This is a genomic window from Cupriavidus sp. FW305-F7 (assembly GCF_058782875.1).
In genome coordinates, this window is record NZ_JBYSYC010000040.1 from 28,368 (window position 1) to 52,804 (window position 24,437).

Here is a 24,437-nt window from a genome sequence, read left to right on the forward strand (position 1 = left end):
GGGTGCGTCACAACGTTGTCACGATTGTACCGGCTGGGGCCGCTGGCCGGGCGCGCGGGTCCAAAGCTGGCCGGCAAGGCGGATCAGCCATGCCGGCCGGAACGGCGTTTGCCGGGAAGGATCAGCGCTTGATGGCGCGGTAGCCGATGTCGGTCCGGTACTGCATGCCGTCGAAGCGGATCTGCTCGACCGCGGCATAGGCGGCGCGCTGCGCTGCCTTGACGGTGTCGGCCAGGCCCACCACGCACAGCACGCGCCCGCCCGAGGTCAGCAGGGTGCCGTCCTTGAGGGTGGTGCCAGCGTGGAAGGTCACGCTGTCGTCGGTCTCGGCCGGGATGCCGGTGATGGCATCGCCCTTGCGCGGGCTGTCGGGATAGCCGTAGGCGGCCATCACCACGCCCAGCGCGGTGCGGCGGTCCCAGTCCAGTTCGATGCTGTCGAGCTTGCCGTTGACGGCGTGCTCCATCACATCGACCAGGTCGGTCTTCAGGCGCGCCAGGATCGGCTGGGTTTCGGGGTCGCCCATGCGGCAGTTGAATTCCAGCGTCTTCAGGTTGCCGTCCTTGTCGATCATCAGGCCGGCGTACAGGAAGCCCGTGTACGGAATGCCGTCCTTTTCCATGCCGCGCACGGTCGGCAGGATGATCTCGCGCAGCGCGCGCGCATGCAGCGCGGGCGTGACCACCGGGGCGGGGGAATACGCGCCCATGCCGCCGGTGTTGGGGCCGGCGTCGGCGTCCAGCAGGCGCTTGTGGTCTTGGCTGGTGGCCAGCGCCAGCACGTTCTTGCCGTCGACCAGCACGATAAAGCTGGCTTCCTCGCCGTCCAGGAACTCTTCGATCACCACGCGCGCGCCGGCGTCGCCGAGCTTGTTGTCGGCCAGCATCATGTCGACCGCGGTGTGCGCTTCTTCCAGCGACATCGCCACCACCACGCCCTTGCCCGCGGCCAGGCCGTCGGCCTTGATCACGATCGGAGCGCCTTGGGCGTCGATGTAGGCGTGCGCCTGGGTGGCGTCGGAGAAGGTCTGGTAGGCGGCGGTCGGGATGCCGTGGCGCTCCATGAACGCCTTGGCGAAGTCCTTGGACGATTCCAGCTGCGCGGCAGCCTGGGTGGGCCCGAAGATGCGCAGGCCCTTGGCGCGGAAGATATCGACGATGCCGGCGGCCAGCGGGGCCTCGGGGCCGACCACGGTGAAGGCCACGCCCTCGCGCTCGGCAAAGGCGGCGATGACCTCGGGGTCGGTCAGCGGAACATTCTGCAGGCGCTTGTCGAGCGCGGTCCCGCCGTTGCCCGGCGCGACATACACCACCTGCACCTTGGGGGACTGGGCCAATTTCCAGGCCAGCGCGTGTTCACGTCCACCCGAGCCGACAACCAATACTTTCATGATCACTGCCAGAAAAGAAACACATACTAAGAGGCGGCGGCCTGGGCTGTGTCCGGGTCGCCGCCGATGGGGGCTTGTTGCAGCTTAGTCTTCGATTACCGCGTTGGTGAAGACTTCCTGCACGTCGTCCAGGTTTTCCAGGGCGTCGAGCAGTTTCTGCATCTTGAGCGCGTCGTCGCCGCTGAAGCTGACTTCGTTCTGCGGCTTCATCACCACGTCGGCCACTTCCGCCTTGAAGCCGGCGGCTTCCAGCGCGGCCTTGACCGCCGAGAAGTCGTTGGGCGGGCAGGTGACTTCGATCGAGCCGTCGTCGTTGGTGACGACGTCGTCGGCGCCGGCTTCGAGCGCGGCTTCCATCAGCTTGTCTTCCGGCGTGCCGGGGGCATACAGGAACTGGCCGCAGTGGGTGAACATGAACGCCACCGAACCTTCGGTGCCCATGTTGCCGCCGTGCTTGGAGAACGCATGGCGCACTTCGGCCACGGTGCGGGTGCGGTTGTCGGTCAGGCAGTCGACGATGATGGCCGCGCCGGCCAGGCCGTAGCCCTCGTAGCGGATTTCTTCGTAGTTGGCGCCTTCCATGCCGCCCACGCCGCGCTGGATGGCGCGCTGGATGTTGTCCTTGGGCATGTTCGCGTCCATGGCCTTGTCAATCGACAGGCGCAGGCGCGGGTTGGAGTCGACATCGCCGCCGCCGAGCTTGGCGGCAACGGTGATTTCCTTGATCAGGCGGGTCCAGATCTTGCCGCGCTTGGCGTCAGCGGCGGCCTTCTTGTGTTTGATATTGGCCCATTTCGAGTGACCGGCCATGATTCTCTCCGAAGCGGAATGCGGTGATCTGCGGTGATGTTGTGCGGGGTCGCCATGCACGCCGTGACCGGGGTGGCAAAGCCCTCGGACAGCGCGCGCCAGGTGACGGATATGCCTGGCGGCTGGCTATAATCAGCCCAGGATTTTATCACGCGGGCCTGCCCGCGCCGCCCCGGATCCACCAGATCCCATCAGACGCTATCAGACGCTTACGGAACCCAGGAACATCATGGCCGACCCCATCCTCATCGCCAAGAACGCCGAACATGAACTGGTGCTGCTGCCGCAGATGGGCAACCGGCACGGGTTGATCACCGGCGCCACCGGCACCGGCAAGACCGTCACGCTGCAGACGCTGGCTCAGGGCTTCTCGCGCCTGGGCGTGCCGGTCTTCATGGCGGACGTCAAAGGTGACCTGACCGGCATCTCGCAGGCCGGCCAGCCGTCCGACAAGCTCAAGCAGCGCCTGGCCGACCTGAACCTGCCGGAGCCGGCATGGGGCGCGTGCCCGACCACGCTGTGGGACGTGTTCGGTGAGAAGGGCCATCCGGTGCGCGCCACGGTCTCGCATATGGGCCCGCTGCTGCTGTCGCGCATGCTGGAGCTGAACGACACCCAGCAGGGCGTGCTGAACCTGGTGTTCCGCATTGCCGACGCCAACGGCCTGTTGCTGCTCGACGCCAAGGACCTGCGCGCCATGCTGCAGTACGTCGGCGACAACGCCGGCCAGTTCACCACCGAGTACGGCAATATCTCGGCCGCCTCGATCGGCGCCATCCAGCGCGGGCTGATCGCGCTGGAATCGCAGGGCGGGGATGTCTTCTTCGGCGAGCCGATGCTGAACCTGGAAGACTTCATCCAGACCGAGAAGGGCCAGGGCGTGGTCAATATCCTGGCCGCCGACAAGCTGATGAACGCGCCGCGCCTGTACGCCACTTTCCTGCTGTGGATGCTGTCCGAGCTGTTCGAGAAGCTGCCCGAGGCCGGCGACCTGGACAAGCCCAAGCTGGTGTTCTTCTTCGACGAGGCCCACCTGCTGTTCAACGATGCGCCCAAGGCGCTGCTCGACAAGATCGAGCAGGTGGTGCGGCTGGTGCGCTCCAAGGGCGTGGGCGTGTACTTCGTCACGCAGAACCCGATCGATATCCCCGACACCGTGCTGGGCCAGCTGGGCAACCGCGTGCAGCATGCGCTGCGCGCCTTTACCCCGCGCGACCAGAAGGCGGTCAAGGTGGCTGCCACCACCATGCGCGCCAATCCCAGGCTGGACCTGGAAACCGCGATCAGCGAACTGGGCGTGGGCGAAGCGCTGGTGTCGTTCCTGGACGCCAAGGGCACGCCCTGCGTGACCGAGCGTGCCTGGGTGCTGGCACCGGGCAGCCGCATCGGCCCGGCGACGGAGGAAGAGCGCAAGCAGCTGATCGCCAGTTCGCTGGTGGCGGGCACCTACGAGAAGACCGTGGACCGCGAATCCGCCTATGAAAAGCTGCGCGGCAGCGTGGCGACGGCCGGCAATGGCAACGGCAAGGGCGCTGGCGGCGCGCCGGCGGGGCAGCCCGCTGGTGAGCAGGACAGCGGCTGGCTCGGTACGGCCGGCGAGATCTTCGGCACGCTGACCAAGGGCACCGGCAAGACCGGCCGCGGCGATTCGATCCTGGAGTCGATGGCCAAGTCGGCAGCGCGCACGGTGGGGTCGCAGGTCGGCCGCGAACTGATCCGCGGTGTGCTGGGCAGCCTGCTGGGTAAGAAGAAGTAAAGACGGACTGACGGAATGACGGAAAGGGCCGCGCGATGCGGCCCTTTTCCTTAGTGGCGCTGCGCCTGTTGCTGCGCCTTGGCCGCTGCCGCGTCCTCGCGCATCTTGCGCGCGAACATCCGCGCAAAGAACCACCCCATGCCGATGATGAAGACGATCACGCCCAGGCTCATCAGGCCGGTGCTGGTACTGAACAGGATCTTGAAGGCTTCCATGCTTGGCTCCCTTTGCGTTGGCGTTGGCGATGGCGGCCGGCGAGGTCTCGCCGGCGCTTGCCGCCAGTGTAGGGAGCCCTGTGGCGCGGACTATTGAGGCCGGTCAAGCGCAAGCCAGCCCGCCGCCGCACCACTCAGTTCTTGGTGCCGAACAGGCGGTCGCCCGCATCGCCCAGGCCCGGCACGATATAGGCATCGCCGTCCAGGTGGCTGTCCAGCGAGGCGACGAACAGCTTCACCCCCGGATGCGCCTTCTGGAACACTTCCACGCCCTCCGGGGCCGCCACCAGCGCAACGAAGGTGATGGCCTCGTCCTTGACCCCGCGGCGCTTGAGCACCTCCACCGCGTGCGCGGCGGAGTAGCCCGTGGCCACCATCGGGTCGCACAGGATGAAGCTGCGGTCTTCCAGGTCAGGCAGACGCACCAGGTATTCCACCGGGCGGTGCTGCTCGTCGCGGTACACGCCGATGTGGCCGATGCGCGCCGACGGGATCAGCTCGACCAGGCCGTCGCTCATGCCCACGCCCGCGCGCAGCACCGGCACGATGGTCAGCTTCTTGCCGGCGATCACCGGCGCCTCCAGCTCTACCAGCGGCGTTTCGATGCGGCGTGTGGTCAAGGGCAGGTTGCGGGTGATCTCGTAGCCCATCAGCAGCGTGATCTCGCGCAGCAGTTCGCGGAAGGTGCGCGTCGACGTTTCCTTGTCGCGCATGTGCGAAAGCTTGTGCTGGATCAGCGGGTGGTCGAGGATGAACAGGTTGGGAAAGCGCGGATCTTGTTTCATGGCTGGCGGCGAGGGCTCGGCGGGGTAGGGACAAGCAGGTGAAGCGGGCGGCGAGATCGGATGGACCAGCGCGCCGCGCCGTTGCAGCCGGATTGTAATGGAAGCGGGCCGCCCTGCCCGTGGCTTCGCTTTCGAGACCCGCCCACGCCAGCCGCCGGCGGGCTCCCTGAACTGCCGGGAGCGGCCGGCGGTGCCTTGCGCTAGTCAAGCGCGCGATTCTTCGACTCGATATCCACCATGTAGATGGCGATTGCCGCCACGGCAAGAAATGACGAAAGCAGCGCCAGGGCAAGGGTGAACTGGCTGGCCATGATCGGTGCAATGATCGAAGGCGCAAACAGGCCGCCAAAGCGCGCCATCGCGCCGGCAGTGCCCATCCCGCTGGCGCGCAGGTCGGTCGGGTACACCTCGGGCGTGAAGGCGTAGAGCGCGCCCCAGGTACCGAGGAGCGAGAAGCTCATCAGCAGGGTCGAGCCGACGATAAGCGCGGTGGACTGGCCCAGGCTATAGAGCATGCAACCTGCCGCGCTGAGCAGCAGGAAGCCGATCAGCGTCGGCTTGCGGCCCCAGCGCTCGACGCCGTGCGCGGCCAGCGCGAACCCGGGAAGCTGCACCAGCGCGAGCACAATCAGGAAGACCTGGCCACGCATGAAGCCAAAGCCCTGGCCCGCCAGCTTGACCGGCAGATAGACGAAGACGCCGTAGTAGGCGATCGAGATCAGCGCCCAGGCGGCAAGCAGGCAGATGGTGCGGCGCCGGCATCCGCGCGCGAACAGCGCAAAGACCGACTTGCGCTCCATCGGCTGCGGCTCCAGGTTGCCGATTTCCACGGACACGCGATTGGCGGTGGCGACACGCTGCAGCACCGCGCGTGCCTCGGCCGAGCGTCCCGATTTATTCAGGTAGAGCGGAGACTCGGGAACAAAGAACCGGAAGACCACGCCGACCAGGGCGGGGATGCCCGTGACGAGGAAGATCAGCCGCCAGGCATCATCGCCTCGCGACACGGCGATCAGCGCAAGAATGGCGAGCAGGATCGTGCCGACGGCCCAGAACGACTCCAGCAGCACCAGCCAGCGACCGCGCCGGTCCGAGGGCAGGAACTCGGCCATCATGGTGTAGTCCACGGGCAGCGTGCCGCCCACGCCGATGCCGGTCAGGAAGCGCAGCAGCAGCAGCCACTGGAAGTCCGGTGCGAAAGCGGAAGCGACACCGCAGATGGCGTCGATGACCACCGCCATCATCAGCACGGGCCGGCGGCCGATCCTGTCAGCCAGTCGGCCGAACACGAATGCGCCGATCAGCATGCCGACAAAGAACATCGTCCCGGTCTGCAGAGCGGTCGGTACGGGAATGCCGAAGGTCGCCGCAATCGACGGCGCGGTGAAGCCGATCGACAGCACCTGCATCGCGTCAGCCAGCCAGACCAGGCCGAAGATGACAAAGAGCCGATACTGGAACCGGCCGACGCCGGCCGCGCGGATGCCTTGCTCGATCGTGATGGTTTGAGGCGATGCTCCCCGCGCGCTGGGCTGTGGGGCCGAGCCTAGCGTGACTTCCGGGATGGTCGTGGTTGCCATGGATGAAATTGATGACGACATGTTGTCTACCTGTCTTTATAGGCTGGTTCTTGAACTCGGACGCACACGTTTATCGAAGCAGGGCCAGACGGTACTGACTAATGCGTGATGATCACACCGGGACAACCGCACCAAATTGCAACGAAACGTGGTGAGTACTCCAATTGGCGAGGCTGGAACTAACCCGGTAGCACGCTCGCAACACCTGCTTGGTTCTGATACGACATAGTCACTCCTTGTTGTCTACCCTTGGTTGGTCCAGGCCCGGCCTCCCGGTCGGCGCTGCGGGGAACTATGCAAGCCCCGGGCCAGCGCTTCCGGTGATGTAAAGGGCCAATCTTTTAGTTTTGTTGTCTCGTCTGCCGCTTGCGGCGCGCCGTCCTTGTGCGGGGAGGCACCGCTGCGGGCCTAGCGGCACTCATGTAGTGCGCACTACATGATCGTTCAGCGTAAGCTACATGAAACTGGCGGGCAAGGCCGAATTGCGTTTTCCCTCCTCGGGGTTTTCCCGCGCGTGGCGCCGGCGCGGGAATGCACGTCTCCCTGCCCGGTGGCGAAGCGCCTTGCCAGGCACGGCGTAGGTGCGGTCAGCGTGGATGCGGAAGGCGCGGCGAGCCGGCCCCGCGGCGTCTGCGTTGGTCCTAGTGGGCAGGCATCGCGCGCAGGCGCGCGACGGTGTTCTCCAGGTCCTGCCATGCGGGTTTGTCGGGCGCAAAGCGCGCGCGCAGGTACTGCGCCAGCTGCGCGATCTGCTGGTCGTCGAGGGTGTCGGCATAGGCCGGCATCGCACCCAGTTCGCTGTTGGGCGGTGCCGGCATGCCTTGCAGCAGCACCTGGATCACGTTGTCCGGCAGCTTGCTGTGCAGGTTCGTATTGAGCGCCAGCGAAGGCTTGACGCCGAACTGGGCGATGCCCTGGTCCGACTGGTGGCAGACCGCACATGCGCTTTGGTACAGGCGTTCGCCGGGACCGCCCAGGGTGCGCGCGGCCTGCGCGCTGCGCTGCTCGATCTGCGCGGCCTGTGCGGCCTGTGCGGCCAGTACGGTAGGCGAGGGCGGTGACGTGCCGAACGAGGCCACGTAGTGCGCGATCGCGCGCACGTCGGACTCAGGCAGTTGCGCCAGTTCTTCGACCACCGGTGCCATCGGTCCGGCCGCGGCGCCATGGTGCGGCGCATAGCCGCCGCGCAGGTAGGTGAACAGCGCTGCTTCGGTCCAGGGCAGCGGTGCGTGCGACAGTGCGCTCAGCGGTGGCGCTTCCCAGCCTTCGGCGCTGCCGCCGGTCAGGTACTGGCGGCCGCCTTGCTCGGCACCGAGCGCGTTGCGCGGCGAATGGCAGGCGCTGCAGTGGCCCAGTCCTTCGGCCAGGTACGCGCCGCGATTCCATTGCGCGGAGCGCGACGGGTCCGGCGTGAAGCGCTCGTTGCGATGGAACAGCAGGTTCCAGCCGGCCAGCAGCGGGCGCACGTTGAAGGGGAACGCAAGCTGCGTCTGCGGGACTTCGGATTTCACCGGCCCTGCCGACATCAGGTACCCGTATAGCGCCTGCATGTCGCCATCGCTGATCTTCGCGAATGCGGTGTATGGGAACGCGGGATACAGGCGCCGTCCGTCGCGGTGGATGCCCTCGCGCATGGCGCGCTCGAACGCGGCGAAGGACCAGTTGCCGATGCCGGTCTGCACGTCCGGGGTGATATTGGTGCTGTAGACCGTACCGAAGGGCGTCTCCAGCGGCAGGCCGCCGGCGTTCTTCACGCCGCCCGGCGCGGTATGGCAGACCGCACAGTCTCCCGCGGCGGCCACCAGCCGGCCGCGTTCGAGCGTGGCGGCGGAATAGAAGCCGGCCTCGGGCGGCGCCACCGGTGCGATCGGCGCGCGCCAGGGCAGCAGCGTGGCGCACACGCCGGCAGCGGCTGCGGCGGCAGCGGCGATCCAGCCGCGCTTGCTGCGCTGGTTGCCGGGCCTGGCCTCGGCCAGCGCCAGGCGGATGCGATCGGCGCTGAAGGGCGGCGCGCGCAGGCGCACGCCAGTGGCGTCGTAGATGGCATTGGCCACGGCCGCGGCGGCGGGCATGGAGTCGGTCGGGCTGGCAGCCAGCGCGTCATGCGTGGCGAGCGTGCCGGCCAGGCGGATTTCCGGCAGGGTGCTGCCCGGCACGGCTGGCAGCGTCTGGCTGGCAGGTGGCGCTTCGGCCGGCCAGGTGTCGAAGGCGGGCGTGGCCGACGTCAGCTGCAGGGCGGCATCGGCCACGGCCTGCTCCAGCAAGCGCGCGGACGGCGCGGCTTGTGCGCGCGGCAGCGATTCACTGTCATGCCCCACCGTCACGCGCGTGACCGCCAGCTCGCCGGTGGTGCCGTCGACCTCGACCTCGGCCACCCATGCCGACCAGGTCTGCCCGGCTTCGTGATCGACGGTGTTGGCATAGGCAAAGCCGCGGCCGCGCTGCACGTTGCCGGCCGCTGTGTTGGCGCGGGGCGCGGCCGACGTCCAGCCGGCACGCTCGGACACTTGGCGTACCAGGGCTGTGCCGCGCGCATCGTCGAGATGCGCCAGCCGCAGCGCGACCGGGTCGGTGCCGGAGTCGGCGGCAAGCTCGTCGAGATGGGATTCCCGGGCGAACACCTGGGCCCGGGCTGCCGCCAGTGGCGCCGCATCGGACGCGGCGGCGCTGCCTGTCGAGACCAGGTCGACATGCGGGATGCGATAGGGCGGCATGGCGGTGTCGCCTGCGTGGCCGGCAGCGATGCTGTCCGCCACGGGCGATGCCGTATGCGTCAGCCACAGCGCCAGCGGCACGGCCGGGGCTGTGGTGCCCGCCAGTGTTGCGGCGTAGGCTTCGACGGCGGTGCCGGCCAGCGCGGTGTCGACGCGCACATCGAGCACGGCATCGGCAAGGCCTACATCGGCCGCACACAGCCGACGCATCACGGGCAGTCCGGCGGCGTGGGCCAGCAGCGCCGCGTCGGCGGCGGCGTGCGGCGCGAGCAGCGCGGGGTCCGCGCGGTCGTCGGGCGATTGCCAGCAGGCCAGCACCACCTGTTGCGGCGCGATGCCCAGCAACGCGGCAAGCTCGGCGCGCAGCGCGCCAGGGCGCGTGCTTGGCAGCCACACGGTCAGCTTGCTGTCGCGCCAGTCGGCGACGGCCGTGCAATACGCCTCAGCGTGGGTGCCGGCCAGGGGCCACTGGTAGTGCTGCGTGTGGCGCGCATCGGCGCCGGCCAGCACCGCATCGGCATTGCCGCGCTGGGCCAGCGTGAGGCGCGCTACCGGCGCGTCGTCCGCGCGGGGCGGGGCGGACCATCGTGCCTGCAGCGCATGGGTTGCGTTGATGGCCTGTGCGCCGGAAGCCGTTGCCATGCCGGCGAAATTGTTGCGGATGACGACCGCGCGCACGCCCGGCAGCGCCAGCGCTGCCTCGCGCTCCGCGCCCAGCAGGCGCGCCGTCAGCGGCTTGCCGTCGATCCAGCGCAGGCCAGGCGGTGTCAGCACCCGGGCAACCAGGCAGTCGGCGGCGGGCGGCGGCATGCTGCCCGCGACCGCGGTCGCAGGGGTGGCCTGTGGCACGAGCCCTTCGTTCACGATGCCGACCCCTCGGCCGCCTGCCGTTGCAGCACCGCGGCCCGTTGCACCGCACGCACGATTTCCACGTGGGTGCCGCAGCGGCACAGGTTGAAGCGCAGCGCCTCGCGGATCTGGGCCTCGTCGGGATCGGGGTTCTGCGCGAGCAGCGCCTTGGCGGTCATGATCATGCCATTCAGGCAATAGCCGCATTGCGCGGCCTGCTCATCGATAAATGCTTGCTGCACAGGGTCGGGCTGCGCGTCGGTGCCCAGTCCCTCCAGCGTGGTGACGGCGTGCCCGACCACGGCCCTGACCGGCAGCACGCAGGCGCGTGCGGGCATGCCGTCCACCAGCACCGTGCAGGCGCCGCACTGGCCCAGACCGCAGCCATACTTGGGCCCGTTGCAGCACAGGTCGTTGCGCAGGATATAGAGCAGCGGCGTGTCAGGGGCCACGCTCAGCGTGTGCTCGGCGTGGTTGACTTGCAATGTCAGGGGGCGGGGCGTGTTCATCGGGGGCTGGGGGCGGTTTGAACATCACGCATCGCTGCGCCGCGCCCCTTCGATGAGGGGCTGCGGCGGGCAGGGTTGGTCAGGCGTCAGGCCGCTGCGGACAGCGTCCCGGTCCCGGCCGACACCAGCGGCACGTTGAAGACATCGTAGCCGAAACACCAGTCGGGGTTCTCGTTGCCGCGCAGCCAGGTGTTGTTGTGCGAGACCAGCTGGACCTTGCTTGCGCGCTCGTTGCGGTTCGCTTCATACAGCGCGAATGCCGAGGCGAAGTCGTCCACGCCGGTCTCGGTGAAGCAGCGCGTGAGCATGGCCGCATCCTCGATCGCCATCGCGGCGCCTTGTGCCATGTGCGGCTTCATCGGGTGGCAGGCGTCGCCGAGCAGCACCAGGCGGCCCCGGCTCCACAGCGGCAGCGGGTCGCGCTCCAGCAGCGGCCACTTGGTCACTTCAACGGTGCCTTCGATCAGCGACTGCACGCCCTCATGCCAGCCGTCGAACGCGGCGCGCATTTCCTCGATGCTGCTCGGCACCCAGCTCTTGCTCATGTCCCACTCGGGCTCGGGCACGCCGGTGACGTAGTAGATCTCGTCGAGCTTGCTGGTATCGAAGTAGACCATCATGTGGCGGTCGTCGGTCCACCACTTGGTGCAGCGCTCATGCGTGAAGCCCTTGACGCGCGCGATCGGGAACACCGCGCGGTGTGCCACGTAGCCCGTGTACTTGGGCGGCTCGGCGCCCAGCAGCGTCTCGCGGATGCGCGAGTTGACACCGTCCGCGCCGATCACGATGTCGGCCTCTTCGACCGTGCCGTCGGTGAAGCGCAACTGCACCACGTCGCCCTGGTCGGTGACGCTTTCCAGCTTCTTGTTGAAGAACAGCGTGTCGGGCGCCACGGCGTCGGTCAGCAGCTTGTGGAAGTCGCCGCGGTGCACGGTCAGGTAGCTGGCACCGTAGTGGCGCTCTGCGTAGTCGCCCAGCGGGATCTGCGCGATCACCTCGCCGGTCAGGCCGTCGCGGCTGTACCAGTAGTCGGGGTGGCAGCCCATGTCGTTGAGCGCGTCCTCGATGCCGATGCGCCGCATGATCTTCATCACGTTGGGCCCCACATGGATGCCCGCGCCCAGGCGCGAGAACGCCGGTGCCTGTTCATACAGCCTGACTTGGAAGCCGGCTCGCTGCAGCAGGGCGGCCGCGGCCGTTCCTCCGAGTCCGGCGCCGACAACTGCGATTCGCGGTTTGCCTTGCACGTTCTTTCTCCTGGCAATGACACAAGGTCGATGGGGGCTGGGGCGGCCACTCGGCCGACCGTTGAAAACGAGTGTACACACTCAAAACATCAAAGTAAAAGAAGAAAATTATGAACCTATGGAAAACCCTTACTGAAATGTGATGACGCTCACGCATCACGCTATATCGGTGAAATGATGCGCAAATACAGGGATTGATTAGTTAAGTATGCACTGAACGAGTGAATTCGCGGGGGCGCAGATTCTGTTTGCTTAGATAAAGTGTGTACACTACAATCAATCACAGCATGCAGGGCCGCCAGGCCGAGGCAGGCGGGTAGACAGACAAACAGATGACGGAGTCGACAGTGCAGAAAGTTTTCCGAATCGGCCAGATCGTGCCGAGCTCCAACACCACCATGGAAACCGAGATCCCGGCGATGCTGGCTGCGCGCCAGCTGGTGCGCCCGGAACGCTTCACCTTCCACTCAAGCCGGATGCGGATGAAGAAGGTGGTCAAGGAGGAACTGGCGGCCATGGATGCCGAATCCGACCGCTGCGCGGTGGAACTGAGCGACGCCCGCGTCGACGTGCTCGGCTATGCCTGCCTGGTGGCCATCATGGCCATGGGCCACGGCTACCACCGTGTGTCCGAGCAGCGCCTGCAGGCGCATACCGCCGAGAACGGCGGCGACGCGCCGGTGATCACCAGCGCCGGCGCGCTGGTCGATGCGCTCAAGGTGATGGGCGCGAAGCGCATCGCCGTGGTGGCGCCCTATATGAAGCCGCTGACCGAGCTGGTGGTCGACTACATCCGCAATGAAGGCTATGAGGTGGTCGACTACCGCGCGCTGGAAATCCCCGACAACCTTGAGGTGGGGCGCCACGACCCGGCACGGCTGCCGGAGATCGTCGCGCAGATGAATACGGCCGACGCCGATGTCATCGTGCTGTCGGCGTGCGTGCAGATGCCGTCGCTGCCAGCCGTGGCCAAGGTCGAGGCGATGACCGGCAAGCCGGTGGTCACCGCCGCCGTCGCCACCACCTATGCGCTGCTGAAGCGGCTCGGGCTGGAGCCGGTGGTGCCGGGCGCCGGCGCGCTGCTGTCGGGCGCGTACTGAAGGGGGCGGCCATGGCAGACAGCACCTTTCTCTACGGCGCCAACGTGAACGCCAACGGCATCCGCCAGCACTACCTGCGCTATGGCGGGCAGGGCGGTGCGCGTGCGCAGCGCGATGCCGTCATCATCGTGCCGGGCATCACCAGCCCGGCGGTGACCTGGGGCTTTGTCGGCGAGCAATTCGGGCAGCAGTTCGATACCTATGTGCTCGACGTGCGCGGCCGGGGCCTGTCGCAGGCCGGCGCTGAGTTGGACTACAGCCTCGATGCGCAGGCTGCCGATGTGATCGCGTTTGCGCAAGCGCTTGGCTTGCAGCGCTACGCCATCGTCGGCCATTCGATGGGCGCGCGCATCGGCATCCGCGCCGCGGGCAGCAAGCCGGCAGGCCTGACGCGCCTGGTGCTGGTCGATCCGCCGGTGTCGGGGCCGGGCCGCCGCCCATACCCGTCGCAACTGCCGTGGTACATCGATTCGATCCGGCTGGCGCAGCAGGGCATCGACGTGGAAGGCATGCGCCGCTTCTGCCCGACTTGGACCGAGGACCAGTTGCGCCTGCGCGCGCAATGGCTGCATACCTGCGACGAGCGCGCGATCCTGGCCAGCTTCAATGGCTTTCATGAGGACGATATCCACGCCGACCTGCCGCACGTCGCCGTGCCGGTCCTGCTGATGACCGCGGGCCGTGGCGACGTGATCCGCGAGGAAGACGTGCAAGAGATGCGCAAGCTGCTGCCCGCACTGCTGCTTGCGCATGTCGCCAACGCCGGCCACATGATCCCGTGGGACGACGAGGCCGGCTTCTACCGCGCCTTTGGCGACTTCCTGGGTGCGGCGCTGAACTAAACGAGGAGCGAACATGCCCGTAAGCGATTACGACCTGACCGCGGCGTGGAAGCAGGTGCTGACGCTGTCGAAGCTTGAGCCGGGGCAGACCGTCACCGTGCTGACCGGCGCCGCCACGCATCCGCAGACGCTGCGCACCGCGATGGTGGCGGCGGCATCGATGGGCGCCATCGTCAACCGGCTCGACTTGCCGCCGGTCAATGGCGAAAAGGCGCTCAGCCGCGACGCGCTGGCCTATCTGGGGACCACGCCGCTGACCGGCAACCCGGCCGCCATTGCCGCACTCAAGGCCAGCGACCTGGTGCTGGACCTGATGACGCTGCTGTTCTCGCCCGAGCAGCACGAGATCCTGGCGCAAGGCACCAGGATCCTGCTGGCTGTGGAGCCGCCCGAAGTGCTGGCGCGGCTGGTGCCGACCGAAGCCGACCGCGCCCGCGTCAAGGCCGCGGCCGCGCGGCTGGGCAAGGCGCGCGAGATGCATATCGTGTCCGACGCCGGCATGGACCTGCGCTGCCGCCTGGGCGAGTTCCCGGCGATCAGCGAGTACGGCTTTGTCGACGAGCCCGGCCGCTGGGACCACTGGCCGAGCGGCTTCGTGCTGACCTGGCCGGACGAGGGCGGCACCAACGGCACCATCGTGCTGGACCGCGGCGACATCCTGCTGCCGATGAAGTCCTATCTCCAGGCGCCGATCCGCATTACGGTCGAAGCCGGCTACGTGCGCCGCATCGAAGGCGGCGTGGACGCGGAGCTGCTGGCCGACTACATGGCCTCGTTCAACGACCCCGAAGCCTATGCCATGTCCCATATCGGCTGGGGGCTGCAGCCGCGCGCCAGCTGGTCGGCGCTGGCGATGTATGACCGTGAGGCCACCATCGGCATGGACGCGCGCGCCTACGAGGGCAACTTCCTGTGCTCGTTCGGCCCCAACAACGAAGCCGGCGGCAGCCGCACCACCGCCTGCCATATCGACATCCCGGTGCGCCACTGCACCGTCAGTCTGGATGGCGAGCCCGTGGTGGTGCGCGGCAAGGTGATGGACGGCCACCACGCGCCGGCCGCTTCTCTCTACAAGGACGCGCGCCATGGATGACGCCGTGCAGACTTACCAACGCCAGGGCTTTGGCGCAGCCATGGAACTGAGAGCGCCGTACGGCCTGCTGATCATCGACTTCGTCAACGGCTTCGCCGATCCGGCGGTGTTTGGCGGCGGCAATATCCCCGAGGCGATCCGCAACACGCAGCCGCTGCTGCGCACCGCGCGCGAGCAGGGCTGGCCGGTGGCGCACAGCCGCATCGTGTTTGCCGACGACGACAGCGACCACAATATCTTCACGCTGAAGGTGCCGGGCATGCTGACGCTGAAGGAGGATGGCCACAACAGCAAGATCGTGCCGGAGCTGGCGCCCGCGCCGGGCGAACTGGTGGTGCGCAAGACGGTGCCGTCAGCGTTCTTCGGCACTTCGCTGGCGGCGTGGCTGACGCAGCGTGGCGTGCAGACGCTGCTGGTGGCGGGTTGCGTCACCAGCGGCTGCGTGCGCGCCAGCGTGGTCGACGCGATGTCGCTGGGCTTCCGCCCGCTGGTGGTGTCGGATTGCGTGGGCGACCGCGCGCTGGGCCCGCATGGCGCCAACCTGTTCGACATGGCGCAGAAGTACGCCACCGTGCTGACGCGCGACGAGGCGCTGGCGCAGGTTGCCGGCGTGCGCGCCGCCGCCTGAAGCGTGGCGATGCGGCCGGGCCTGGCGTCAGCCTGCCGCCGCGCGCCGGCCGCGGGCCGTCTTGCGCGGCGCGGCCGGCGGCGCCACATCCGCATCCGGCACAGCGCCGGGCACGGCCACGGCGCGCAGCACCGTCTGCTGGATCACATCGCGCCAGTGCGCCAGCGCCGGCGGGCTCATCATGGGTTCGCCCAGGAAGGCGCTGAGCGTATGATGGTTGGAGTTGTAGAAGTAGCCAAGCGAAGCGATCACCATATAGACGTCGCGTGCGGCCGCGTCCGGCCGGAACAGCCCCGCGGCCTTGCCGCGCGCGAGGATGCCGTCGAGCACCGACAGCGCGTAGCTGGAGATCTCGCGCAGCCGCACCGACTTCTTCGCGTGCTTGCCCTGGCTCATGTTCTCGCTGGTCAGGATGGCGACGAACTCCGGATGATCCAGGTAGTACTGCCAGATGAAATCGATCAGTTGCGACAGCGCGCGCACGGGGTCGGCGGCGTCGAGCTCATGTTCCAGCTGCTGCTCGGCTTCATTGAGCTGCAGGTAGATGGTCTCGAGCACTTCGACAAACAGCTTTTCCTTGCTGCCGAAGTAGTAATAGATCATCCGGTCGTAGGTCTTGGCCAGCGACGAGATGCGTTCGATGCGGCCCCCGTCGTAGCCGCGCTGGGCGAAGACCTTGATCGCAGCCTTCAGGATGCGGTCGCGGCTGTCCTGCGCTTGCCTGGCCCGCGTGCCGGCTGGCGCCCGCTTTGCGGTTGGCTTGGGCGCGGTCGTGATCGTCATGGTCGATGCTTGGGCTATTCCACTGTTGGCTTGCAGTATAACGGGCGCCCCGGGGCGCAGCCGGTGAAGGAGATGGCAGAACGATGACGGCAACCAATCTGCAAGCCGCGGCACAGGCCGACGCCGACACGCCGCGCACGCTGCGGCTGGCGCTGCTGCAGGCCACCGGCGTGCTGCTGGTGACGCGCGCCCCGCAGGCGGCGGCACGGCCCGCGCCCGGCCAGCCCGGCGCGGCGTCGGACTACGTGCCGGCACTGCCGGACATCTTCATTGCCTTGCGCGACAGCGGCGAGGTGCTGGCCTTCAACGGCCACGTCGACCTGGGCACCGGCATCCGCACGGCACTGGCGCAGATCGTGGCGGAAGAACTCGACGTGCCGCTCGAACGCGTACGCATGGTGCTTGGCCATACCGAAGCCACCCCCAACCAGGGCCCCACCATTGCCAGCGCATCGATCCAGATCTCGGCGCTGCCGTTGCGCCGCGCCGCCGCCCAGGCGCGTGCGTGGCTGCAGGCGCGTGCCGCGCAGCACCTCGGCGTGGAAGCCGGCGGGCTGGAGGCAGAGGACGGCGTCTTCCGGGTTCCCGGCACGCAGGCCAGCGTCGGCTATGGCGCGCTGCTTGCCGGCGAGCACCTGGAACTGCCGCTGGCCGACGACATACCGACCAAGCCGGTCGAGTCCTACCGCATCGTCGGCCGTGCCGCGGGCCGCGTCGATATTCCCGGCAAGGTGCGCGGCGCACTGACCTTTGTCCACGACGTGCGCGTGCCCGGCATGCTGCATGGCCGCGTGGTGCGACCGCCGTATGCGGGGCGCGACAGCGGCCACTTTGTCGGCAACAGCCTGCTGGAAGTCGATCGCGACTCCGTGCGCGACGTGCCGGGCGTGGTCGATGTGGTGGTGCAGGGCGACTTTGTCGGCGTGGTGGCCGAGCGCGAGGAATACGCGGTGCAGGCCGCGCGCCGGCTGCGCGTGCGCTGGAAACCCATCCCGCCACTGCCGGCGCTGGACGATCCGGAGCCCGCGCTGCGCGCCAACCCGGCCACGCGGCGCGAGTTGCAGGCCGACGGCGAACTGCCGGCAAACGGCGCCGGCATGGCATTGCAGCGGCGCTTCGTCTGGCCGTACCAGATGCATGGCTCGATCGGCCCGTCATGCGCCGTGGCCGACTGGCATGACGATGGCCTGACAGTCTGGTCCGGCACGCAGAACCCGCATGTGCTGCGCATCGATCTGGCAAAGTTGTGCGGGCTCGGCGAAGACCGCATCGAGATCGTGCGCTTGGAGGCTGCCGGCTGCTACGGGCGCAACTGCGCCGACGATGTAGGCGCCGACGCGGCACTGCTGTCGCGCGCGGTCGGGCGGCCCGTGCGCGTGCAGCTCTCGCGCGAGCAGGAACACCTGTGGGAGCCCAAGGGCGCGGCCCAGCTGATGGACGTCAGCGCCACGCTGGGGCCGGACGGCGCGCTGCTTGGCTATGACTTCACCAGCCGCTATCCGTCCAACGATGCGCCCACGCTGGCGCTGGTGCTGACCGGTGCCGTGCCCAACGCGCCGCGCACGCTGGAGATGGGCGATCGCACCGCCGTGCCACCGTACGCGTATGGCGCGCGCCGCATCGGTTGCGACGACACGCCCGCGATCGTGCGCGCGTCCTGGCTGCGTGGCGTGTCGGCGCTGCCCAATGCGTTTGCGCATGAGTGCGTGATCGATGAGCTGGCAGCAGAGGCGGGTGCCGATCCCGTGGATTTCCGGCTGCGGCACCTGCCGGATGAACGTGCCGCGGCTTTGCTGCGTGCCGTGGCCGAAGCGGCTGGCTGGCAGCGGGGCGTGGCCGGATCGCGGGGTATCGCGGATGCCGAAGGCCGGCTGCGCGGCCGGGGCGTGGCCTATGCCCGCTATATTCACAGCCGTTTCCCGGGGTTCGGCGCAGCGTGGTCTGCCTGGGTGGTGGACCTGGCGGTGGATGCCGGCAGCGGCCGCATCACCATCGAAAAGGTGGTGGTCGGGCAGGACACGGGCATGATGGTCAACCCCGACGGCGTGCGCCATCAGATCCACGGCAACGTGGTGCAGACGCTCAGCCGGGTGCTGAAGGAGCAAGTGCGCTTCGATGCGGAGGGTGTCGCCAGCCGCGAATGGGGCAGCTATCCGCTGCTGACCTTCCCGGAAGTCCCGCCGATTGAAGTGGTGCTGATGCCGCGGCAGTCGGAGCCGCCGCTGGGCGCCGGCGAATCGGCCTCGCTGCCGGGTGCGCCGGCGATCGCCAATGCCTTGTTCGATGCGCTGGGGGTGCGGCTGCGCCGGCCGCCTTTCGTGCCGGAGACGGTGCTGGCGGGGTTGCAGGCCCGCTGAGGCCCCCAAACTCAAAGCGGCGCCTGCTCAGGCGCCGCCATTCCCCTCGTCAATCTCACTCATCTTGCGCAGCAGGTAGGTCACCGCCACGCGCTCGGCCGGGTTCAGGCCGCCGAAGGTCTGCTCCGAGATCTCCTTCGCAAACGGCACGGTCTCATCGATCAGTGCCAGCCCGGCGGGCGTGACCGTTACCACCACCTTGCGCCGGTCATTGGGATCGTGCGACACCGCAATCAGCTCGCGCGACTTCAGCCGGTCGATGATGCCCCGCACCGTGGCCTGGTCGATGGCGGTGGCGCGCACCACCTCGTTCATCGAACACGGCTGGCGGTCCCTGACCGCGCACAGCACCACGAACTGCGCCGCGGTCAGCTGCGAATCCGGGATGGTCTGCTGGAAGATCGCCACATGGCGCTGGTAGGCGCGCCGCAGCAGGTGGCCCACCTGCTCGGTGAAATCGTAGTCGGCGGCGGTCTTGCCGGAAGGCGTGTCGGAGGGCTGGGGCACGAACCTGGTGCAGTGGGTAAGGTGACTCAGAGTATACCGAGGAAGGGGCCGGGAAGGTGGCCGGGGCCGCCGCGGCGATGGCCGATGCCATTGCGTCTTTTCGAATACAATCGTCGGGTCGTTTCGCGGGGCCGACGTGCCCGCCCGCTTTCCCCCTGTGTTCCCCGTGCCAGCCTCCCAGAAGTCTCTCGCCGCACCTGCCGCGCTGCCGTCGCCGCAGCGCTCGGGGCTTGTCATCGCCGCCGTCGGAGCGGTGCTGTTCTCCGCCAAGGCGATCGTCGCCAAGCTGATGTACCGCTACAACGTCGATGCGGTGATGGTGATCACGCTGCGCATGCTGTTCGCGGTGCCGCTGTTCATGGCGATCGGCTGGTGGCAGTCGCGCCGGCTGGCGCCGCTGTCGTGGGCGGATCGGGGCCGCGTGGTGTTTCTCGGATTTATCGGCTACTACCTGTCGAGCTTCCTCGATTTCATCGGGCTGCAATACATCACCGCCGGGCTGGAGCGGCTGATCCTGTTCCTGACGCCGTCGTTCGTGCTGCTGGCCACCGCGCTGGTGTTCCGCCGGCCGATCGCCATGCGCCAGTGGCTGTCGCTGCTGCTGGCCTACGCCGGCATCGTGCTGGTATTCGCGCATGACCTGGACGTCAGCGGCAGCCAGGTGTGGCTGGGCGGCGCGCTGGTGCTGGGCAGCGCCTTGACATATGGTATCTACCTGATCCTGAGCGGCGAGCTGGTGCGGCGCATCGGCTCGCTGCGGCTGGTGGCGTATGCGATGTGCGTCTCGACCGCCTGCTGCGTGATCCAGTACCTGGTGCTGGGCCGGCCGGTGGCGGAACTGGCGCAGCCGGCGCCGGTGATGTGGCTGTCACTCGTCAATGCGGTGTTCTGTACCGTGCTGCCGGTGTCGCTGACCATGGTGGCGGTGTCGCGCATCGGCGCGCCGATGGCGTCGCAGGCGGGCATGATCGGCCCGGTGTCGACGCTGTTCCTGGCCTTCTGGCTGCTGGGCGAACCCGTCAGCGGCGTGCAGCTCGCCGGCAGCGCGCTGGTGATGGGCGGCATGTATTTGCTGTCGGCAAGAAAAACGTGATTCCAGGCCGGCCGCGGAGCTGGCCCGTCAAAGACAACAGACAAAGGAGAAAGACATGGATCTGGGACTGCGCGGCAAGCATGCGCTGGTATGCGGCGCCAGCAAGGGCCTGGGCTTTGCCTGCGCCGATGCGCTGGCGGCCGAGGGTGTTGACGTGGTGATCGTGGCGCGCGGCGCCGAGGCGCTGGAGAAGGCCGCTGCCGGCTTGCGCGCGCGCCATGGCCGCCGCGTGATCGCGGTGGCGACCGACATCACCACGCCCGAAGGCCGCAAGGCGGCGCTGGACGCCGTGGCCAAGCTGGGCGACCTCGACATCCTGGTTAACAACGCCGGCGGTCCGCCGCCGGGCAACTTCCGCGACTGGGAGCGCAGCGACTGGCTGGCCGCACTGGACGCCAACATGCTGACCCCGATCGAGCTGATCAAGGCCACCGTCGACGGCATGATCGCGCGCAAGTGGGGCCGCATCATCAATATCACCAGCGGCGCGGTCAAGGCGCCGATCGATGTGCTGGGCCTGTCCAATGGCGCGCGCTCGGGCCTGACCGGCTTTGTCGCGGGCGTGGCGCGCGAAGTGGCGCAGCATGGCGTGACCATCAACAACCTGCTGCCGGGTCCGTTCAACACCGACCGCCTGCTCAAGACCATGGAAGGCGGGGCCAAGAAGGCTGGCCTGACCGTCGATGAGGTGGCGCAACGCCGCGCCGCGGCGAACCCGTCGCGCCGCTTCGGCGAGCCGGGCGAGTTCGGTGCCACCTGCGCCTTCCTGTGCAGCCGCCATGCCGGCTACATCACCGGGCAGAACATCCTGCTCGATGGCGGCGCCTACCCGGGCACCTTCTGATTCCGCTGCTTTCTCCTGTTTCCTGACGTTCACCGACCCCGCAACAAGGAACCCCTGATGACTCGCCCCCGCATCGCGCTGATCGCCCACGACCACAAGAAGGACGATATCGTCGCCTTCGCCACGCGCCACCGCGCCTTCCTTTCGCAGTGCGAGCTGCTGGCCACCGGCACCACCGGCGGGCGCCTGATCGACGAGGTCGGGCTGGAGGTGACGCGCATGCTGTCGGGGCCGTGGGGCGGCGACCTGCAGATCGGCGCGCAACTGGCAGAAGGCCTGGTGCGCGCCGTGGTGTTCCTGCGCGACCCGATGACGCCGCAGCCGCATGAACCCGATATCAACGCGCTGGTGCGCGCCTGCGACGTGCACAACGTGCCGTGCGCGACCAACGTGGCCACTGCCGAGCTGTTGATCGCCGGGCTGACGCGCGAGGCTGAAGCCGGCAACTGAATTCCCATCGATGCATCACCATAACGAGGAGCGACACAGATGAGCAAAGCCATCCGGATCGAGCAGACCGGCGGTCCCGAAGTCATGCAGTGGGTCGATGTCGAAGTGGGCGATCCCGGCCCCGGCGAAGTGCGCGTGCGCCATGAGGCGGTGGGCCTGAACTACATCGATGTCTATTTCCGCACCGGGCTGTACAAGCAGCCGCTGCCGGGCGGGCTGGGCATGGAAGGCGCCGGCGTGGTCGAAGCGGTGGGCGAGGGCGTGCGCCACGTCGCCGTGGGCGACCGCGTGGCCTACGCCGGCCGTCCCACCGGCGCCTACGCGCAGGTGCGCGTGATGCCGGCCGATATCGTGGTGCGGCTGCCCGATGCGATCCCGTTCGACACCGCCGCGGCGATGATGCTGCAGGGCCTGACCGCGCAGTACCTGATCCGCGACAGCTACAAGGTGCAGCCGGGCGACACGGTGCTGCTGCATGCGGCCGCCGGCGGCGTTGGCCTGATTGCCAGCCAGTGGCTCAAGGCGCTCGGCGTGACCGTGATCGGCACCGTGGGCAGCGACGAGAAGGCCGAACTTGCGCGCGCCAATGGCTGCGCCCATACCATCGTCTACACGCGCGAATCCTTCGTGGACCGCGTCAAGGAAATCACCAACGGCAAGGGTGTGGCGGCGGTCTATGACTCGATCGGCAAGGACACTTTCGAGGGCTCGCTCGACTGCCTGGCGCCGCGCGGCACCATGGTCAGCTTCGGCAATGCCTCGGGCCCGGTGCCGCCGTTCGATCTGTCGGTGCTGAGCAGCAAGGGGTCGCTGCGGCTGACGCGCCCGACGCTGATGACCTACGTGGTGAATCGCGAGCTGCTGGAGCCGATGGTGGCCGACCTGTTCGACGCCGTGGCCACCGGCAAGGTGAAGATCGACATCCGCCAGCGTTACGCGCTGTCCGAGGTGGCGCAGGCGCACCGCGACCTGGAATCGCGCAAGACCACCGGCTCGACCATCCTGCTGCCGAACTGAGCACCAGCCAGGCAAGCAAAAGCCCCGGGGCGGCAGGTGCCGCGCCGGGGCTTTGTCATTCAGCGATGCGGTCAGTGCGGCCGGACCGTGGTGGCGGTGGCGCGCGTCTGCGCCTGGCGCAGGATATGCGGCGGCAGGCGCTTCAGGATCAGGTGCACCGCCAGCGGAATCAGCACCACGTCATCGACGATGCCCAGGCCCGCGACCACATCGGGGATCAGGTCGATCGGCGAGATTGCGTAGAGCAGGAGCCCGATGGCGGCGGGCTTGAGCCAGGCCGGCGCGTCCGGATGGCGCAGCGCGTACCAGAACAGGCGGCCGTCGCTACGAACCAGCGTCCACAGGGCCGAAAATCGCTTCCACATGAGAGGCCTCCTTCACATTGCGGGCGCCGGTCACTGGCGCATGCACAGATAGCTTGGGCCGTTATCGGCGGCTTCAAGTTCCGGAGGTGCAGGGAGATGCCTTGGGTATAGCCAAGGCTGGCGGTTTGCGCCCCTCTCCCGCTTGCGGGAGAGGGGCGGGGGAGAGGGCAGGAGCGTCAAAGGCTGAGGGCGGTGGGTGAAAACCGTTGGCCCCGCTTGGTGTGGCTCCTAGCTAAACCACCGCTCTCCCCGACCCTCTCCCGCTGATGGGAGAGGGAGAACACCTTGCTTAGGCAAGCTCGGGCGGCTCAGGAGCACCGGCGATCAGCCCGGGATCTTGCCTTCCACGCCTTCGACATAGAACTTCACGCCGTGCAGGAAGCCATCGTCGGCCACCTGGTCCTTGGCCAGCTGTTCCTTGCCAGTGTTGTCCTTGATCGGACCCTTCCAGATCGGCGCGCTGCCGTCGGCGATGCCCTTCTTGCGCTCTTCGACCAGCGCCTTGACGTCAGCCGGCACGTCCGCGTTGAAGCCCTTCAGGTCGATCATGCCTTCCTTCAGGCCCCACCACGTGGTGCCGTTCTTCCACTGCTTGTTCAGCACGTCTTCCACCACCTTGTTGTAGTAGACGCCCCACGAGATCACCGACGCGGCCAGGTGGGCCTTGTCGCCGAACTTGCTCATGTCGCTGTCCCAGCCAAAGGCGTGCACGCCCTTTTCCTGCGCGGTCTGCACCACGGCGGCGGAGTCGGTGTTCTGCATCAGCATGTCGACGCCCTGGCCGATCAGCGTGGTGGCGGCTTCGCGCTCCTTGCCCGGATCGAACCACTTGTTGACCCACACCACCTTGACCGTGGCCTTGGGGTTGACGCTGCGCGCGCCCAGTGTGAACGAGTCGATATTGCGGATCACCTCGGGGATGGGCACCGATGCCACCACGCCCATCTTGCCGGTCTTGCTCATCTTGCCGGCGACCACGCCCGCCAGGTAGGCGCCCTCATAGGTGCGCACGTCGTACTGCGCCAGGTTCTCGGCGGTCTTGAAGCCGGTGGCGTGCTCGAACTTCACGTCCGGGAATTCCTTGGCGACCTTGAGCATCGACTCCATGTAGCCGAAGGTGGTGCCGAAGATCAGCTTGTTTCCCTGACTGGCCAGGTCGCGGAACACGCGCTCGGCGTCGGCGGCGGATTCGGGCACGTTCTCGACGAAGGTGGTCTTGACCTTGTCGCCGAACTTCTCTTCCACGGCCTTGCGGCCGGTGTCATGCGCGAAGGTCCAGCCGGCATCGCCGACCGGCCCGATATAGACGAAGGCGACCTTGAGCGGCTCGGCCTTCTGCCCGGCCGCGGGCGCGGAGGCCGCGCCTGCCGTCTCGGCAGGCTTGTCGGCCTCTTTCTTGCCGCAGCCTGCGAGGGCCAGCACGGCGGTGGCGGCCAGGGCCGCCAGGGTCTTCCTGCGCGTGACGATCATGATTTCTCCTTGTGATGAATTGTTGGTAGCTCA

At 67.8% G+C, this 24,437-nt stretch carries 22 protein-coding genes; 10 read left to right on the top strand and 12 right to left on the bottom strand.

The annotated features are described in order from the left end of the window. Positions 1–121 precede the first annotated feature (121 nt). Complete coding sequence (gene purD, locus AC3WL8_RS29740; protein WP_010812906.1) at positions 122–1,390, bottom strand: phosphoribosylamine--glycine ligase; 1,269 nt, start codon at positions 1,388–1,390, stop codon at positions 122–124. Between the two features lie 84 nt (positions 1,391–1,474). Further along, the gene (locus AC3WL8_RS29745) at positions 1,475–2,200 is read right to left on the bottom strand and encodes a YebC/PmpR family DNA-binding transcriptional regulator (protein ID WP_013955900.1); all 726 of its coding nucleotides are present in this window, start codon (positions 2,198–2,200) and stop codon (positions 1,475–1,477) included. Between the two features lie 229 nt (positions 2,201–2,429). Between AC3WL8_RS29745 and AC3WL8_RS29750 the strand changes: the two genes are divergently transcribed. Beyond that, on the top strand, positions 2,430–3,956 hold the full coding sequence (locus AC3WL8_RS29750; protein ID WP_013955901.1) for a helicase HerA-like C-terminal domain-containing protein: 1,527 nt from the start codon (positions 2,430–2,432) through the stop codon (positions 3,954–3,956). Positions 3,957–4,006: 50 nt separating this feature from the next. Here AC3WL8_RS29750 and AC3WL8_RS29755 read toward each other — a convergent pair whose 3' ends face one another. The 6 genes from AC3WL8_RS29755 to AC3WL8_RS29780 form a co-directional block, all read right to left on the bottom strand. After that, complete coding sequence (locus AC3WL8_RS29755; RefSeq protein ID WP_013955903.1) at positions 4,007–4,171, bottom strand: DUF3149 domain-containing protein; 165 nt, start codon at positions 4,169–4,171, stop codon at positions 4,007–4,009. Between the two features lie 134 nt (positions 4,172–4,305). Beyond that, positions 4,306–4,956, bottom strand: coding sequence for a uracil phosphoribosyltransferase (upp, locus tag AC3WL8_RS29760; RefSeq protein WP_013955904.1), 651 nt, complete (start codon positions 4,954–4,956; stop codon positions 4,306–4,308). Between the two features lie 200 nt (positions 4,957–5,156). Further along, positions 5,157–6,557 (bottom strand): MFS transporter, encoded by a 1,401-nt coding sequence (locus AC3WL8_RS29765; protein WP_013955905.1) that lies wholly within the window; start codon positions 6,555–6,557, stop codon positions 5,157–5,159. Between the two features lie 620 nt (positions 6,558–7,177). Further along, positions 7,178–10,060 carry a c-type cytochrome gene (locus AC3WL8_RS29770; protein WP_492379431.1) on the bottom strand — a complete coding sequence of 961 codons (2,883 nt, stop codon included), beginning with the start codon at positions 10,058–10,060 and terminating at the stop codon, positions 7,178–7,180. 50 nt (positions 10,061–10,110) lie between these two features. Continuing rightward, positions 10,111–10,608, bottom strand: a complete 498-nt coding sequence (locus AC3WL8_RS29775) for a (2Fe-2S)-binding protein (RefSeq protein WP_013955907.1) — start codon at positions 10,606–10,608, stop codon at positions 10,111–10,113. 86 nt (positions 10,609–10,694) lie between these two features. Further along, a complete protein-coding gene (locus AC3WL8_RS29780) occupies positions 10,695–11,855 on the bottom strand; it encodes an FAD-dependent monooxygenase (protein WP_249678679.1) in 1,161 nt (386 codons plus the stop codon). A gap of 347 nt (positions 11,856–12,202) precedes the next feature. On the opposite strand from AC3WL8_RS29780, the gene AC3WL8_RS29785 reads away from it, so the two are divergent. Genes AC3WL8_RS29785 through AC3WL8_RS29800 form a run of 4 tightly spaced genes read left to right on the top strand, consistent with a single transcriptional unit; the run spans position 12,203 to position 15,518 of the window. Further along, positions 12,203–12,955 carry a maleate cis-trans isomerase family protein gene (locus AC3WL8_RS29785; protein WP_010812897.1) on the top strand — a complete coding sequence of 251 codons (753 nt, stop codon included), beginning with the start codon at positions 12,203–12,205 and terminating at the stop codon, positions 12,953–12,955. 11 nt (positions 12,956–12,966) lie between these two features. After that, positions 12,967–13,797, top strand: coding sequence for an alpha/beta fold hydrolase (locus AC3WL8_RS29790; RefSeq protein WP_492379425.1), 831 nt, complete (start codon positions 12,967–12,969; stop codon positions 13,795–13,797). A 13-nt stretch (positions 13,798–13,810) separates the two neighbouring features. Then, positions 13,811–14,890 (top strand): 2,5-dihydroxypyridine 5,6-dioxygenase NicX family protein, encoded by a 1,080-nt coding sequence (locus AC3WL8_RS29795; protein WP_013955911.1) that lies wholly within the window; start codon positions 13,811–13,813, stop codon positions 14,888–14,890. Then, positions 14,883–15,518 (top strand): N-carbamoylsarcosine amidohydrolase, encoded by a 636-nt coding sequence (locus AC3WL8_RS29800; protein ID WP_492379426.1) that lies wholly within the window; start codon positions 14,883–14,885, stop codon positions 15,516–15,518. The genes AC3WL8_RS29795 and AC3WL8_RS29800 overlap by 8 nt, the downstream gene beginning before the upstream one ends. 27 nt (positions 15,519–15,545) lie before the next feature. Here AC3WL8_RS29800 and AC3WL8_RS29805 read toward each other — a convergent pair whose 3' ends face one another. Further along, positions 15,546–16,301, bottom strand: coding sequence for a TetR/AcrR family transcriptional regulator (locus AC3WL8_RS29805; RefSeq protein ID WP_153955045.1), 756 nt, complete (start codon positions 16,299–16,301; stop codon positions 15,546–15,548). Between the two features lie 83 nt (positions 16,302–16,384). On the opposite strand from AC3WL8_RS29805, the gene AC3WL8_RS29810 reads away from it, so the two are divergent. Further along, positions 16,385–18,658 carry a xanthine dehydrogenase family protein molybdopterin-binding subunit gene (locus AC3WL8_RS29810; protein ID WP_153955046.1) on the top strand — a complete coding sequence of 758 codons (2,274 nt, stop codon included), beginning with the start codon at positions 16,385–16,387 and terminating at the stop codon, positions 18,656–18,658. 27 nt (positions 18,659–18,685) lie between these two features. On the opposite strand, the gene AC3WL8_RS29815 is transcribed toward AC3WL8_RS29810, so the two are convergent. Then, the gene (locus tag AC3WL8_RS29815; RefSeq protein WP_013955915.1) at positions 18,686–19,165 is read right to left on the bottom strand and encodes a MarR family winged helix-turn-helix transcriptional regulator; all 480 of its coding nucleotides are present in this window, start codon (positions 19,163–19,165) and stop codon (positions 18,686–18,688) included. 205 nt (positions 19,166–19,370) lie between these two features. Here AC3WL8_RS29815 and AC3WL8_RS29820 point away from each other — a divergent pair, with 205 nt between their 5' ends. From AC3WL8_RS29820 to AC3WL8_RS29835, 4 genes are read left to right on the top strand one after another with little or no spacing between them, the layout of a single operon-like run. Then, a complete protein-coding gene (locus tag AC3WL8_RS29820) occupies positions 19,371–20,258 on the top strand; it encodes a DMT family transporter (protein WP_492379432.1) in 888 nt (295 codons plus the stop codon). Between the two features lie 55 nt (positions 20,259–20,313). After that, on the top strand, positions 20,314–21,102 hold the full coding sequence (locus AC3WL8_RS29825) for an SDR family oxidoreductase (protein WP_492379427.1): 789 nt from the start codon (positions 20,314–20,316) through the stop codon (positions 21,100–21,102). A 57-nt stretch (positions 21,103–21,159) separates the two neighbouring features. Then, a complete protein-coding gene (locus tag AC3WL8_RS29830) occupies positions 21,160–21,552 on the top strand; it encodes a methylglyoxal synthase (RefSeq protein ID WP_013955917.1) in 393 nt (130 codons plus the stop codon). A 39-nt stretch (positions 21,553–21,591) separates the two neighbouring features. Further along, positions 21,592–22,569, top strand: a complete 978-nt coding sequence (locus tag AC3WL8_RS29835) for a quinone oxidoreductase family protein (RefSeq protein WP_013955918.1) — start codon at positions 21,592–21,594, stop codon at positions 22,567–22,569. A 71-nt stretch (positions 22,570–22,640) separates the two neighbouring features. Here AC3WL8_RS29835 and AC3WL8_RS29840 read toward each other — a convergent pair whose 3' ends face one another. Together AC3WL8_RS29840 and AC3WL8_RS29845 are read right to left on the bottom strand one after the other, a co-directional pair. Then, positions 22,641–22,934 (bottom strand): YkvA family protein, encoded by a 294-nt coding sequence (locus tag AC3WL8_RS29840; protein ID WP_013955919.1) that lies wholly within the window; start codon positions 22,932–22,934, stop codon positions 22,641–22,643. A gap of 324 nt (positions 22,935–23,258) precedes the next feature. Further along, positions 23,259–24,404, bottom strand: a complete 1,146-nt coding sequence (locus AC3WL8_RS29845) for a BMP family ABC transporter substrate-binding protein (RefSeq protein WP_013955920.1) — start codon at positions 24,402–24,404, stop codon at positions 23,259–23,261. Positions 24,405–24,437 lie beyond the last annotated feature (33 nt).

Bases quoted from the DNA above. Each gene is read 5' to 3' on its own strand.
- AC3WL8_RS29835 (WP_013955918.1), top strand. From the start codon at position 21,592: ATGAGCAAAGCCATCCGGATCGAGCAGACCGGCGGTCCCGAAGTCATG.
- AC3WL8_RS29755 (WP_013955903.1), bottom strand. From the start codon at position 4,171: ATGGAAGCCTTCAAGATCCTGTTCAGTACCAGCACCGGCCTGATGAGC.
- AC3WL8_RS29845 (WP_013955920.1), bottom strand. From the start codon at position 24,404: ATGATCGTCACGCGCAGGAAGACCCTGGCGGCCCTGGCCGCCACCGCC.
- AC3WL8_RS29790 (WP_492379425.1), top strand. From the start codon at position 12,967: ATGGCAGACAGCACCTTTCTCTACGGCGCCAACGTGAACGCCAACGGC.
- AC3WL8_RS29805 (WP_153955045.1), bottom strand. From the start codon at position 16,301: ATGACGATCACGACCGCGCCCAAGCCAACCGCAAAGCGGGCGCCAGCC.
- AC3WL8_RS29810 (WP_153955046.1), top strand. From the start codon at position 16,385: ATGACGGCAACCAATCTGCAAGCCGCGGCACAGGCCGACGCCGACACG.
- AC3WL8_RS29795 (WP_013955911.1), top strand. From the start codon at position 13,811: ATGCCCGTAAGCGATTACGACCTGACCGCGGCGTGGAAGCAGGTGCTG.
- AC3WL8_RS29830 (WP_013955917.1), top strand. From the start codon at position 21,160: ATGACTCGCCCCCGCATCGCGCTGATCGCCCACGACCACAAGAAGGAC.
- AC3WL8_RS29825 (WP_492379427.1), top strand. From the start codon at position 20,314: ATGGATCTGGGACTGCGCGGCAAGCATGCGCTGGTATGCGGCGCCAGC.
- AC3WL8_RS29765 (WP_013955905.1), bottom strand. From the start codon at position 6,557: ATGTCGTCATCAATTTCATCCATGGCAACCACGACCATCCCGGAAGTC.
- AC3WL8_RS29770 (WP_492379431.1), bottom strand. From the start codon at position 10,060: ATGCCGCCGCCCGCCGCCGACTGCCTGGTTGCCCGGGTGCTGACACCG.
- AC3WL8_RS29775 (WP_013955907.1), bottom strand. From the start codon at position 10,608: ATGAACACGCCCCGCCCCCTGACATTGCAAGTCAACCACGCCGAGCAC.
- AC3WL8_RS29800 (WP_492379426.1), top strand. From the start codon at position 14,883: ATGGATGACGCCGTGCAGACTTACCAACGCCAGGGCTTTGGCGCAGCC.
- AC3WL8_RS29745 (WP_013955900.1), bottom strand. From the start codon at position 2,200: ATGGCCGGTCACTCGAAATGGGCCAATATCAAACACAAGAAGGCCGCC.
- AC3WL8_RS29750 (WP_013955901.1), top strand. From the start codon at position 2,430: ATGGCCGACCCCATCCTCATCGCCAAGAACGCCGAACATGAACTGGTG.
- purD (WP_010812906.1), bottom strand. From the start codon at position 1,390: ATGAAAGTATTGGTTGTCGGCTCGGGTGGACGTGAACACGCGCTGGCC.
- upp (WP_013955904.1), bottom strand. From the start codon at position 4,956: ATGAAACAAGATCCGCGCTTTCCCAACCTGTTCATCCTCGACCACCCG.
- AC3WL8_RS29840 (WP_013955919.1), bottom strand. From the start codon at position 22,934: ATGTGGAAGCGATTTTCGGCCCTGTGGACGCTGGTTCGTAGCGACGGC.